This is a genomic window from Frateuria aurantia DSM 6220, from assembly GCF_000242255.2.
In the GTDB taxonomy this organism is placed as follows: domain Bacteria; phylum Pseudomonadota; class Gammaproteobacteria; order Xanthomonadales; family Rhodanobacteraceae; genus Frateuria; species Frateuria aurantia.
On record NC_017033.1, the window covers coordinates 3,219,252 to 3,232,159 of the forward strand.

Here is a 12,908-nt window from a genome sequence, read left to right on the forward strand (position 1 = left end):
TGCATACCGGATGCTGAAACGTGTCACTTGATGCGATAATGCTGTGAGTTTCCCGTCAAAGAATCAAGATGCGCTGCAAAAGATGCCGCCCCAACGCCTGAAACTGACCGACATCGCCCGCCTGGCCGGAGTCTCCCGGGCCACGGCCAGCTATGTCATCAACGGTCAGGCCCGTGCACGACGGATCAGCGACGAGACCATCAACCACGTCATGGCCGTGGTCGAACGCAGCGGCTTTCGCATCGATGCCCAGGCGGCGGCCCTGCGCCGCGGCGCAAGCCGGACCCTGGGCCTGATCGTGCCGGACCTGGAAAACGCCAGTTACGCGCGACTGACCAAACTGATCGAGCGGGGCAGCCGGCAGCAGGGCTATCAGCTGCTGATCACCGATTCCGATGACGAACCCGCCACCGAGCGCGAACTGGCCCTGAGCCTGCGGGCCCAGGGCTGCGCCGCGCTGATCGTGGCCACCAGTCTGCCCGATGCCAGCGACTTCTATGCGCCGCTGCAGGACAGCGGTCTGCCGGTGATCGCACTGGACCGACCGATGGATCCGGAACGCTTCATCTGCGTGGTCAGCGACAACGAGGCCGCCGCCGAGCAATTGACCCGCTCGTTGCTGACGCCGCTGCCGGCCAGCCTCGCCTGGCTCGATGCCATGCCCCAGCTCGGCATCACTCTGGAGCGACGACAGGGATTTGCCGCCGCCGTGGCGGGACTGCCTGTTCGCAGCTTCCGCTTGTGCGGCCAGCGCTATGATCGTGCAAGCGGTCTGTTGCTGGGACGCCAGCTGCTGCAAGCGCCGCTTCCCGAGGCCATCGTCACTGCTTCTTATCCCCTGCTGGCCGGCCTGTTCGATGCCTTTCTTGAAACCGGTCAAGGGTTGCCGCAACAGCTGCGCATCGCCACCTTCGGTGATGACCGCCTGCTTGATTTCATTCCGCTGCCCGTGCACTCGATGCCCCAGCGGCACGCCGCCATTGCAGAAATGGTGCTGGAATGCGCGATCGCCGCCACCCTCAAGCACTATTTCCCCGGCCGACAGACCGTCTCCCGCCAGCTGCGTCTGCGCTGAATCCGGCCTGCGAACGGCTTGCAAGACAGCCCGTCAGGCATAAGCCTGAAACCGATCATCATGGGCATCCAGACGTCCAATCCAAGAAAGCCACGCAATCCATACAGAAAAATCACCCCTGCATCACCACCGATTCCGCGATATACGTCCAGACATCCCCTCGCCGGCATGACGCACCTGTCCCGACTGGCGAGACGGATGTCTTTCCAGTCCGAGGCGACCATGCGCCATCCCGGATGCCGCTCCCGCCGGACCGGCGCCGCGTTGACGCAGCCTCGTCCCGGCGAGGCTCATCCACTGAAAAGGACATCGCTCATGAACAGGAAGATCGCTCCTCTCCTGCGCCGGCCGCTCGGCGTGATACTGCCATTGCTGCTTGGCCTCACCGCCCATTCGGCCTTCGCCGCCGATGACTGGGCCCCCACAGCCACCAAGGCCTTCGTCCCCACCCTGCTGCGCGCTCCGGCCAGCCCCGGTTCAAGCACGGCCCGGCTGCAGGCCTCGTTGCGCAGCGCCAGCAGCCATGCCGTCAAGCTCGCCAGTGACGATATCCGCGACATCGACGTCGTGGTCAGCCTGAAGCCACGTGACGAGGCCGGCCTCGACCAGTGGCTGGCCCAGCGCCTTGATCAGCGCCCGCTGCCGGCACTGGGCCGGGATGAACTGATCCGCCGCCACGCCCCAAGCCAGGCCCAGGTCGACGCGGTCGTCGCCCACCTCAAGGCGGCTGGTTTCAACCGTATCCAGGTAGCCCCCAACCGCCTGCTGATCGAGGCCAGCGGTCGGGCCGGGGCCGTGGAGAACGCGTTCCACACCGGCCTGAACCACTTCCAGTACCAGGGGCGGGATGTCATCACCAACACCGAGGATGCCGAAGTGCCCCAGGCTCTGGCCGGCACGGTACAGGCCGTGCTCGGCCTGCAGACGGCGGTGCAGGCTCACACCCTCCATCATGTCGTCAAACCGGCCGGCAGCGGCGCCCGTCCCGATGCCTCCGGCAGCACCTTCTCGCACCAGCTGACCGACTTCCCCGGCATCTACCATGCCGAGGGCCTGCCCAAGGGTACCGACACGACGGTGGCGATCATCACCGCCTATGACCTCAGCGACACCTTGGCCAATCTCAGGCACTTCGCCGCCGATCACCAGTTGACGGTACCAACGACCCAGGTGATCAAGACCTCGACCGGAAATTATGCGAACAACGGCGATGCGACCGGCGAGTGGTCGCTGGACAGCCAGGCCATCGTGGCGGTGAGTGGCGGGCTGAAGACCCTGCAGTTCTTCAATGCCCAGGACCTGTCGGATGCCGCTCTGCTGAAAGCCTACAATGCCGCCGTCAACGACGGTTCGGCCAAGGCCGTCAATGTCTCGCTGGGTCTGGACGAGGCCGTGACCCATGCCGATGGCAGCCAGGCCAGCGAAGATGCGATCTTCAAGCTGGCGGCGGCCCAGGGCCAGACCTTCTCCATCTCGTCCGGCGACGAGGGAGTCTATGAGGCCGAGGGCGGCTACATCCGGGCCATCACGGACCCCGCGTCCTATACCGTCAGCGACCCGGCGACCTCGCCCTGGGTACTGGCCGTCGGCGGCACCGAGGTCGCCACCAGCGGCAACACGGGCTATGTCGGCGAAATCACCTGGAACGAAGGGGTGGACTGGTTCGGCCGGCTGTGGTCCACCGGCGGTGGCATCAGCAAGTACGAGACGGCACCGGCCTGGCAGACCCGGTATCTGGGCAATCGCCTGACTACCGGTCAGCGGGTCCTGCCCGACTTTTCCTTCGACGCTTCAGGTGCCAGCGGTGCCCAGGTCTATGTCGACGGCAGCTATATCAATGTCGGCGGCACCAGCCTGGCCGCGCCGATCTTCGCCGGCCTGTGGGCCAGGCTGCAAACGGCCAACCGCAACAACCTCGGCTTCGCCGCCACCGAGCTGTATCCGCTGGCCAGCGCCAACCCGACCGTGCTGCACGACGTGGTCTCGGGCAACAACGGCTACAACGGCTACGGCTACCAGGCCGGACCGGGCTGGGATTATCCCACCGGCTGGGGAAGCTTCGACACGGCCGGCATCCAGAGCCTGTTGCAACAAGCCGCGCGCTGAACGCCGCCAGGCGGGGCCTGTCCTGAGCCCGGACCATCACCACCCGGTCCCCTCCGGCTTCGAGGCAGGCACCGCATCCCCGGTCCCGGGGTCTTGACTCGGCGGACTCCAGCAGGCCCGCCCTGTCCCGGCGCCCGCGACAGTTGCACCATCGCTTCCCGCCAGACGGTCTCGGCCATGCCTCGCGACCAGTTGACCGACGAATGGCGGGCTCGGCTCCGATCCGGAACCCGCTGCCGTCTCTCGTGCCACGGCTTCAGCGCGAAACCGGCTGCTTCGGTTACACTAAGCGGCTATTTGTTTTGCGCGAGGAGCACTGCCATGAGTGACGAGGCCAACCGACCGGACGTCAGCCGCGAGCAGGCGGAGGAAGCGATCCGTACCCTGTTGCTGTGGGCCGGGGAAGATCCTGCTCGCGAAGGACTGATCGATACCCCGAAGCGGGTCGTCAAGGCCTATTCGGACTGGTTTGCCGGCTATGCCTCGGACCCGGCGGATTATCTGCTGCGAACCTTCGAGGAGGTCGGCGGCTATGACGAGATGGTCGTGCTGCGCGACATCGAATTCGAAAGCCACTGCGAACACCATATGGCAGCCATCATCGGCAAGGCGCATATCGCCTATCTGCCGGACAACCGGGTGGTCGGCATCAGCAAGCTGGCCCGCGTGGTCGACGGTTTTGCCCGCCGACTGCAGGTCCAGGAGAAGATGACCGCGCAGATCGCCCAGTGCATCCAGGAAACCCTGCAGCCCAAGGGCGTGGCCGTGGTCATCGAGGCCGCCCATGAATGCATGACCACCCGTGGCGTGCACAAGCGCGGCGTATCGATGGTCACCAGCCAGATGCTGGGCGTGTTCCGCGAGGACGCGCGGACCCGGTCCGAATTCCTGTCCTATATCGGCATCGCCCGCGGCGTGCGCTGAGGCCATCGGTGAGCGGACCCATCGACCTCGACAGCCACGATACCGGGCTGAACGATCAGCTGCGCGACGGCGTGGTCGCCGAAGATATTCCGGCGATCTTTCCCTTGCTGCGCGGACGCGGCCTGTTGCGGGCCTTCACCGCCCTGTTCCACGGCGGCGAAGGCCAGGTGCTGCTGCGCCTGCTGGTGCTGCGAACGCTGGGAGCACGCAGCAATGCGCCGGAATGGACGCCTCAGGATATTCGCGATCATTTGAGCTTCATTGATCCGGTCAAGCTGGAAACCGTGGTCCAGCGACTGCGCGACCACGACCTGCTGAGCTGGGACGCTGAAACCCAGCGCTATCGGGTCGATGCGCTGGGCCGCAAAGCCCTGGCCGCGCTGACCACCCTGCTGGATTTCGAGCAGGATGACGAGGACGGGCTCGGCTACATCACCTCCCAGCTTGCCGCCGGCCAGGCCGTGGGCCGGGTCTCGGCCGACGAGCTGGGTCATCTGCTGGCCCGTCTGTCCGAGCTCAAGGACGACTTCGACCGCGCCGTGCTGTCCGGCTCCGAGCACCGCATCCATGCCGCTGCCCAGACCCTGGGCTCGGTCTGGACCTGGGTGGAGAAAGGCACCGCCATCATCGAGGCCATCACCGAGGCACAGGAGCTTGACCTGCGCGCCCATCGTCTGGCCCAGGCCGTCGGCCGGGCCCAGAGCGCGATGCTGCGGCAGGCCGGTATCTTCCAGCGCGAGCTGAACAAGATCGACCAGCACCGCATCCATCTGGGACGCTCGGGCCTGTCATCCTCGGACCTGGTCGGCTGGCTGCGCCGGCTGGATACCTCCGCGCTGTGCGCCTTTGCCAGCGAACAGCACCTGCTGCCGCTGCAGCCGGCCTTTGTGCAGGACCAGATCGCCCTGGACGTGGCCGAGTTCGAGCTGCTGGAGCGCGAGCGCGCCGCCGCCGAGGTCACCGCCCTGCCCACCGCGGAGGCGACGCCGCCAGCCACCGATCTGCCGCATGACGAAGAAGACCTCAGTCATCTCGATGCCTGGCAGAAAATTCTGGAAGGCATCACTGAACCGGTGGGTCTGGAACACGCAGTGACCCCGGAAAGCTATGCGATCAGTGCCTACCGGCTGTCTCTGCTGGGCCTGATCGGCGATCCCGAATCCGCTTCGCTGGACGGCGCCGCCGCCGATCTGGCCCGACTGCCGCTGAGCCTGGAAGTGGAACCCCGGCTGCTCGATGTCGATCTCGGCGAAGTCAGACAAATCAGTGCCGGACGCATCAGTCCGCACACCGCCGCATCACCGGTCCGCCGGCGACGCGCGTCCAAAGAGACCCCTCCCCATGCATGACGAAACCGCTACGCTGATCGCGCGTCTGCTGGCCCAGCGCTGGCTGCCTCGTGAAGATCCGCTGGCCCGCAAGGCCTTGCTGGATGAAACCTTCCGCGAAGAACTGGACCGCCGCCTGCGTGAAAGCGGGCTGTGCCTGCACGAGCATCCCTACGCCGGCTTTGTCAGCCTGGGCGTGGCCCGTTCAGCCGAACAGGCCGTCTTTGGCGGCCACGACAGCTGGCAGTCGACCAGCCTGCAGCTGGACCGCGACGCGGTGGCTTTGCTGGTGGTGATCTGGGCCTTGATCATTCTGCCCAAGCGCCAGCGCCAGCTCGATCGTACCCAGGCCGAAGCCAATGTCGCCCAGGCCCAGATGTTTGCCGAAGACAAGCCCATTTCCCGCGAACCGACGATGTCGCCAGTGCTGTCCGAGCGCACCCTGCTGGCCGATTTCGGCGACCGGCTCGGCGGCAAGACCCGCATCAATATCAATCTGGGCCAGCTGGCCCGGCATGGCTTCATCGTGCGCCGCAAGGAGGGCGTGGCCGAAGGTCCGCTGCTGGATCTGGCGTTTGACTACGAACGCACCGCGCGGCGGATTCTCGATGGTGCGCTGGGTGATCTGCTCGGCCACCGGATCCCGCGCGAAGATGAACCCGAGTCCGATGACGATCTGCCGGAAGCCGGCGAGCGTCTTGATGATGCCGACGCAGAGGAAGAGCGCCTGAATGTTTGATTTTCGCAGTCTCGAAGTCGTCCATTGGGATTACTGGCAGCGTTTCAGTCTGCCGCTGGATACCAATATCGTCACCGTGGTCGGCCCCAATGGCTCGGGCAAGACCACCTTGCTGGATGCCCTGCGCACCCTGCTCACCATCGACTGCGCCGGCAATCGCGATTACAAAAGCTATCTGCGCCACAACGGCCGGCCTTTTGCCTGGCTGCGGGCGCGGGTAGGCAATACGCCCGGACCGGCCGGCGAGCGCCCGTTCTTTCCGTTGATGGACGCCGAGGTCACTCTGGCCTGCCGGATCCAGAAGAAGGGCGGCGAATGGCAGCGCCAGTACGCCGTGATGGGCGGCGATGTCAGCATCGAGGACATCGAGGCCCGTGGCGAGTGGCTTGGGCTGCGCGAATATCGTATCCGGCTGGAAGGTGCCGGCCTGTCCCAGGCCATCCGACGGGTGCTGACCCTGGAGCAGGGTGCCACCGACAAGCTCTGCCAGTTGCCGCCGCGCGCCTTGCTGGATCTGGTCTTCGACGTGTTCGGCGACAAGGCCGTGCTGGACGACTACCAGCGCGCCCGCACCGATCAGGGCGAAGCCGAGCGCGAACAGCTGCAGCTTGAGCACCAGCTGTCCCTGCTGGGCGTTTCCCTGCAGGAAGCCGAAGGCCGGGTCCGCTCCTTTCAGGAATGGGAAGGTCTCAAGCGCGAACGCAACGATCTGGTCTTCGACATCCTGCCGCGCTGCGAATTCGCCGAACTGCGTGCCAGTCTGCGCGCCGCCCATCCGCCGCTGCTGGCCCAGCGCCGGCGCTGCCTGGAACTGCAGCAACGTGATGCGGAGCTGGCCGAACGACTGATCGAGCTCGATGCCAACGAAGAGCGACTGCGCAGCGAGCAGGCCGAAGCCGAGGGTCTGCGCACCCAGGCCAGCCAGATCCTGACGGATGCCCGCGCCGCCTTTACCGAAAACGAAGTCCTGCTGAAGCAGGAAACCCGGCTCAACGAGCTGCTGGCCCAGCAGGGCGGCAGCGATCATGAGCGACTGGCCCGGCAATCGCGTGAAGCCCGTGCCGAGCTGGTCACCCTGGGGCATGAAGAGCAGCAGCTGCGCAGCGAAATCGGCTCGCTGAACAACCAGCTGGCCGCCTGGCGCAGCGGACGCCGTTACACCCCCGAATTCGAAGTCAATTTCCGCCGCGCGCTGGATGCCGCCGGCATTCGCCATCGCATGCTCAGCGAAGTAGTCGAAGTGCTGGATCCGCACTGGCAGGGCGCGGTCGAAGCCGTGCTCGCCGGCTATCGCCACGTGGTGCTGCTGGATGACCCGTCCGATCGCCAGCAGGCCTGGTCCATCGGTGAAGCCCAGCGCTACAAGCACTTCGTAGTCGCTGATCGCAGCACGGTGCAGTCCGCCAGTCGCGGCTCGCTGCTGGAAGTGGTGGAATTTTCGGCCGATCCTCCGGATTGGCTGCTGCGCCAGCTGGACCGGATCCGTCGCGTCGAGACCGTGGAGCAAGGTGCCAGCGTTTCGCGCGAGCAGGACTGGATCACCCCGCAAGGCTATTTCCGCGAACGCCGAGGCGGCCGTTATCTCGGCGTCGACGATGTCTATTTCGGCAATGCCGCCCGCTCCCGTCAGCTCAGCGAAGGCGAGGAACGCCTGCAGGTCATCGAGCGCCGGCTGCAGAAGATCGCCGAAAAGCGGCGTGAACTGCAGCAGCAGGCCTCCGATGCCGAAGCCGTGCTGCGTGGCGCCAATGCCAGCGCCCAGCTGGCCGACCGGGCCGAGGAATTCGCCGAGGCCCATGCCCGCCAGCCCGGGCTGCAGGCCGATGTGCAACGCTGTGCCGACAGTTATGCCGCGGCCGACGCCCATTATGAATCCTGCCGCAAGCGCCGCCAGGAAAACTCGGCCGGACGCGATGCGGCCGCACGCGAGCACCGTCAGGTGCAGTCCGCCCTGGCCGATACCCTGCGCCAGTACACCGGCCTGCGTCGGGAGCAGCTGGAACGGCTCGCCGTCTACCGCGAGCGTCGCGATCAACTGCCGGCCGCACGCCGGACGGCAAGCGAACTGGCCCGTCTGCGCGAAATGTTCGAATCACCCCAGGCCGTGCGCCGTGAGGTCGACAGGGTCGAGCGCCGTCTCAACGAAGGCCACTGGGAAGCCGACGGCAGCTGCGTGCCGTTGCGTGACAAGCTTGCCGATGACCACGGCAGCCTGAAGGACGATCTGGCTCGCCGCCACCAGCATCTGGAGCGCGCCAAGCGGATCACCACCGAGGCCCGTGGCGCCTATCTCAGCGTGCTGCGCAATACCGTCAAGCGCTATACCCGCAACCTGGGTTTCCTGGCCGAGCTGGCGGGTATCGGCATCGATGTCGACCTGCCCGAGCTGCATAACGATGATCTCAACCTGGCTCACGCCGGCCTGACGGTACGCTTCGAGTTCGACAAGAAGGGCTGGATCGGCATGGATGACGGCGAGGCTTCCGGTGGCCAGCAGGTCATGAAGTCCCTGCTGCTGCTGGTGGCGCTGATGCGCGACGAGGATCGGCCCGGCGGCTTTGTCTTTATCGACGAGCCCTTCGCCCATCTCGATATCTTCAATATCGACAAGGTCGGCGCCTTCCTCAAGACCACCCGCGCGCAGTACATCCTGACCACGCCGGCGACCCACAACGTCAATGTGTTCCAGCCCTCGGAACTGACCCTGGTCACCAGCAAGCGCCGGCCCGGTGCCGACTGGGCCCAGCCGCTGGCCGTGCTGCGTCGCCAGCCCCTGCCCGAAGCCGGGGCCTGAGCCAAAGGCGGGGTGGCGATCATCGGATCGCCTCCTGCCCGGCCACGCATCGATCATCGCTTGGCGGCTTGCGTCGCGAAACCGCCACTGTCCAGTCATGGTGCATAGGGATACGATGCCGGCAGTCCACGTCCACAGGAACTGCCATGAGCTTGACGATGTACCAGGCCTCGATCCCGGTGTTTATCCGGGCGCTGCAAAATCTGGAGCATGTATTGCAGCGCGCCGCCGACTGGGCCGCTGAAAAGAAGATTTCCGAATCGGTGCTGCTGGCTACCCGGCTGACGCCGGACATGTTCCCCTTGGTCCGTCAGGTCCAGATCGCTTCGGACATGGTCAAGCTGGGCGCGGCCCGGCTGGCCGATGTGCAGGCCCCGGTCTTCGCTGATGAAGAGAGCGGCTTTGTCGAACTGCGTCAGCGCCTGCAGGCGACCTGTGAATATCTGGACTCACTGCGTCCGGAACAGCTGCAGGACAGCGCCGGGCGCGCGATCACCTTGAAACTGCGCAGCGGCGACCAGCACTTTCAGGGCCAGGATTACCTGTTCCAGTTCGTGATTCCCAACCTGTTCTTCCACTGCACCACGGCCTATGACATTCTGCGTCAGGCCGGCGTGCCCCTGGGCAAACGGGATTATCTGGCCGGCGCCGACACCCTCTGAGCATCGACGCCGGCAGGCTGGCTCACGCCTCCAGCGAAGCCAGCCACTCGTCGTCCGAGCCGTCCGGCACACCTTCGAACAAGGGCGTGGAAAGATAGCGCTCGCCGGTATCGGGCAGCACGGCCAGAATCACGCTGCCCGGCTCGGCCTGCTCGGCGTGCTGCAGGGCCGCCGCCGCCGTGGCGCCGGCCGAGATGCCGACGAAGATCCCCTCTTCGGCCGCCAGTCGGCGGGATACGCTGATGGCATCCGTGTCGGTCACCGGCAGCAGCTCGTCATAGACCTGCCGGTTGAGCACGCCGGGAATGAAATCCGGGGCCCAGCCCTGGATCTTGTGCGGCGCCCATGGCTGACCGCCCAGCAGGGAGGCGCCCGCCGGCTCGGTGGCAATGATTCTGACGCCGGGCCGGGCCGCTTTCAGCACTTCGCCGACACCGGTCAGGGTGCCGCCGGTACCCCAGCCCGATACGAAGGCATCCAGCCGCTTGCCGGCAAAATCGCTGAGAATTTCGGCGGCCGTGGTCTGCCGGTGAAAAGCCGGATTGGCCGGATTCTGGAACTGCCTAGGCTGATACCAGCCGTACTTGGCAGCCAGCTCCTCGGCCTTGCGCACCATGCCGGTGCCACGTTCGGCCGCCGGGGTCAGGATCACCTTGCCGCCATAGGCACGAATCAGCTTGCGGCGCTCCACCGAAAAGGTTTCGGTCATCGTGGCCACGAAGCGGTAACCCCGGGCCGCGCATACCATGGCCAAGGCCACGCCGGTATTGCCCGAAGTCGCGTCCACCACCGTGTCGCCGGGTTTCAGCAGGCCGCGCTGCTCGGCATCGAGAATCACCGCCAAGGCCAACCGATCCTTGACCGAGCCACCGGGATTGAAGGATTCAACCTTGGCATACAAGGTGATGCCCTCGGGCGCCAGTCGATGCAGTCGCACGACCGGGGTGCGGCCGATGGTATCCAGGATGCTGTCGTAAAGCACGATGTCGCCCTCTTCGATCTCAAGCCGGTGGCTTACAACCTACTACATTAGGCCTCGCATTCGAGGGGCAACAATAAGCAAACGGACTGACAACCAAACTTGCGGTTATAAGGCCTTCGCCTTGTCCGCTCTCTCCGACGCCAGCCTGTATCATGACCGGATGCTGACAGATGATACCAAGGCCGCGATCAGGACCGCCTACGCGAGCCTCAAGGACGGACTGCCCGGATTCCGGATCCGCCCCTCGCAAGGCAAGATGATCGCCGAGGTAGCCAAGACTCTGGCCGCCACCGGCGGCGCAGGCGTGATCGAGGCCCCGACAGGCACCGGCAAATCGATGGCCTACCTGCTGGCCGGCCTGGAAGTGGCTCGCGCCCACAAGAAGAAGCTGCTGATCGCCACCGCCACGGTGGCCTTGCAGGAGCAGCTGGTGACCCGCGACATCCCCTTGTATCTGAAGCTGAGCGGCAACCAGGCCAAGATCGCGCTGGCCAAGGGGCGTGGACGCTACCTGTGCCCGCGCAATCTGCTGCAGGCCCGGGGCGGCATCGATACCCAGGCCCAGGGCTCGCTGGCCGGCTTCGAACAGGATCTGAGCCTGTGGCCGCGCGCCCCTTCGGACCGCGATCGCAGCGTGCTGGGCAAGCTGGAAGGCGCCTGGCAGCGCGGCGAGTGGACCGGCGACATCGATCTGGCCCCGGAGGCGCCCAGCGATCTGTTGCGCTCGATGCTGACCACCAGTGCCGGCGGCTGCACCGGCCGGCGTTGCAGCCAGTTCATGGGCTGCCCCTTTTTTTCGGCCCGGCGTGCCGTCGCCGACGCCGAAATCATCGTCGCCAACCAGGACCTGGTGCTGTCCGACCTGACCATGCCCCGCGAGGAAGACGGCTTCGGCGGCGTGATCCTGCCCAAGCCCGACGAGACGCTGTACATTTTCGACGAGGCCCATCACCTGCCGGGCAAGGCCATCGACCGCGGGGCCTCGGAGGTGTTCATGGCGGCCTCGACCCGCCAGCTGGGCCGTCTGGGCCGACAGATCCATGCCGCCTACTCGCTGACCGACAAGGAAGTGCTGGGCAAGGTGCCGCTGGAGGCCGGTGACGAGCGACTGCAGGCTTACAGCGACGCGCTGGAAGCGCTGGAACGCGAGATCCGGCTGACCTGGATCCCGGATGAAGGCGAGGACATACCCGTCTGGCGGGCCTCGCTGGGCCAGCTGCCGGTCGCCTGGATCGCCCATGCCGAGCACCTCCATCAGCTCAGCGCCGAGCTGCGCCGCTGGCTGACTGCTGTGCGGCGGGCCGTGCTGGAAATGAGCGAGGGCGGCCCCACCCAGGAGGCTCTGGTCCGCGAACTGGGCATGGCCCTGGAGCGCATGGAGCGCCAGGTCCGCACCTGGCAAGCCTGGAGCCATGAAGACCTTGAAAACGTGCCGCCGATGGCCCGCTGGGTCAGCCTGGGACCGGACCGGCAGCTGGTCTGCCATGCCTCGGCGGTCTCCGCCGGCCATCTGCTGCGCAAGGTGCTGTGGGACAATGCCAGCGCCACGGTGATGACCTCGGCGACGCTCAGCGCCGGTGGCCAGTTCCGCCAGTTTGCCGATGCCGTCGGTCTGCCTGACGATGCGATCACCCTGAGTCTGCCTTCACCATTTGATCTGGCCCATCAGGCCCGGCTGGAAGTGCCCGCACTCAAGGCCCTGCCCGAAGCACGCGAGGCCCATGCCGAAGAGATCTGCCGCTGGCTGGAGCAGCATCTGGACTGGGACGCCGGCAACCTGGTGCTGTTCACCTCCCGCGCCAAACTGGACCGGGTCCTGCAACGGCTGCCGATCGCCATGGTCCGCAAGGTCCGTGCCCAGGGCTCGCTGGGCAAGAGCCAGCTGATCGCCGAGCATACCGCGGCAGTGGAGGCCGGTCAGGGCAGTACCTTGTTCGGACTGGCCTCTTTCGGCGAAGGCCTGGACCTGCCCGGCAAGCTCTGTGAAACCGTGGTGATCACCCAGCTGCCCTTCGCGGTGCCGACCGACCCGGTCGGGGCAACCTATGCCGAATGGCTGGAATCACGTGGTCGCAATCCCTTTATCGAAGTGACCGTGCCCGAGGCCACCCGGATCCTGACCCAGTACTGCGGCCGCCTGATCCGCACCGAAACCGACCAGGGCCGAATCGTGCTGCTGGACCGGCGCGTGATCGTCAAGCGCTATGGGGCGCGCATGCTCAATGCCTTGCCGCCGTTCGAGCGGGTGATCGAAGCCACGCCCTGAATCCCGCGACCGTCGCAGTCACGACGGTCGCG

9 protein-coding genes are annotated in these 12,908 nt (G+C 66.0%); 8 read left to right on the plus strand and 1 reads right to left on the minus strand.

Translation table 11 applies throughout. From position 1 onward, the window contains the following. Positions 1-82 precede the first annotated feature (82 nt). The 7 genes from cra to FRAAU_RS14715 all read left to right on the plus strand — a co-directional run bounded on the left by cra (position 83) and on the right by FRAAU_RS14715 (position 9,628). On the plus strand, positions 83-1,075 hold the full coding sequence (gene cra, locus FRAAU_RS14685) for a catabolite repressor/activator (RefSeq protein ID WP_014404304.1): 993 nt from the start codon (positions 83-85) through the stop codon (positions 1,073-1,075). Positions 1,076-1,390: 315 nt separating this feature from the next. Next, positions 1,391-3,181 carry a S53 family peptidase gene (locus FRAAU_RS14690; protein ID WP_014404305.1) on the plus strand — a complete coding sequence of 597 codons (1,791 nt, stop codon included), beginning with the start codon at positions 1,391-1,393 and terminating at the stop codon, positions 3,179-3,181. 321 nt (positions 3,182-3,502) lie between these two features. Next, positions 3,503-4,105 (plus strand): GTP cyclohydrolase I FolE, encoded by a 603-nt coding sequence (folE, locus tag FRAAU_RS14695; RefSeq protein WP_014404306.1) that lies wholly within the window; start codon positions 3,503-3,505, stop codon positions 4,103-4,105. Between the two features lie 8 nt (positions 4,106-4,113). Then, complete coding sequence (locus tag FRAAU_RS14700) at positions 4,114-5,454, plus strand: hypothetical protein (protein ID WP_014404307.1); 1,341 nt, start codon at positions 4,114-4,116, stop codon at positions 5,452-5,454. Beyond that, positions 5,447-6,172 carry a hypothetical protein gene (locus FRAAU_RS14705; protein WP_014404308.1) on the plus strand — a complete coding sequence of 242 codons (726 nt, stop codon included), beginning with the start codon at positions 5,447-5,449 and terminating at the stop codon, positions 6,170-6,172. The genes FRAAU_RS14700 and FRAAU_RS14705 overlap by 8 nt, the downstream gene beginning before the upstream one ends. After that, a complete protein-coding gene (locus FRAAU_RS14710) occupies positions 6,165-8,966 on the plus strand; it encodes an AAA family ATPase (protein ID WP_014404309.1) in 2,802 nt (933 codons plus the stop codon). Before FRAAU_RS14705 ends, FRAAU_RS14710 begins: the two co-directional genes overlap by 8 nt. A gap of 146 nt (positions 8,967-9,112) precedes the next feature. After that, positions 9,113-9,628, plus strand: coding sequence for a DUF1993 domain-containing protein (locus tag FRAAU_RS14715; RefSeq protein WP_014404310.1), 516 nt, complete (start codon positions 9,113-9,115; stop codon positions 9,626-9,628). A gap of 22 nt (positions 9,629-9,650) precedes the next feature. Here FRAAU_RS14715 and cysK read toward each other — a convergent pair whose 3' ends face one another. Further along, positions 9,651-10,613: a cysteine synthase A gene (gene cysK, locus FRAAU_RS14720; protein WP_041270620.1), complete on the minus strand. Its 963-nt coding sequence runs from the start codon at positions 10,611-10,613 to the stop codon at positions 9,651-9,653. A gap of 157 nt (positions 10,614-10,770) precedes the next feature. Between cysK and dinG the strand changes: the two genes are divergently transcribed. Beyond that, a complete protein-coding gene (gene dinG, locus FRAAU_RS14725) occupies positions 10,771-12,876 on the plus strand; it encodes an ATP-dependent DNA helicase DinG (RefSeq protein WP_041270621.1) in 2,106 nt (701 codons plus the stop codon). Positions 12,877-12,908: the final 32 nt, after the last annotated feature.

Excerpts from the sequence above, each read along its gene's own strand:
- FRAAU_RS14690 (WP_014404305.1), top strand. The coding sequence starts at position 1,391 with ATGAACAGGAAGATCGCTCCTCTCCTGCGCCGGCCGCTCGGCGTGATA.
- folE (WP_014404306.1), top strand. The coding sequence starts at position 3,503 with ATGAGTGACGAGGCCAACCGACCGGACGTCAGCCGCGAGCAGGCGGAG.
- cra (WP_014404304.1), top strand. The coding sequence starts at position 83 with ATGCCGCCCCAACGCCTGAAACTGACCGACATCGCCCGCCTGGCCGGA.
- FRAAU_RS14710 (WP_014404309.1), top strand. The coding sequence starts at position 6,165 with ATGTTTGATTTTCGCAGTCTCGAAGTCGTCCATTGGGATTACTGGCAG.
- FRAAU_RS14715 (WP_014404310.1), top strand. The coding sequence starts at position 9,113 with ATGAGCTTGACGATGTACCAGGCCTCGATCCCGGTGTTTATCCGGGCG.
- dinG (WP_041270621.1), top strand. The coding sequence starts at position 10,771 with ATGCTGACAGATGATACCAAGGCCGCGATCAGGACCGCCTACGCGAGC.
- FRAAU_RS14705 (WP_014404308.1), top strand. The coding sequence starts at position 5,447 with ATGCATGACGAAACCGCTACGCTGATCGCGCGTCTGCTGGCCCAGCGC.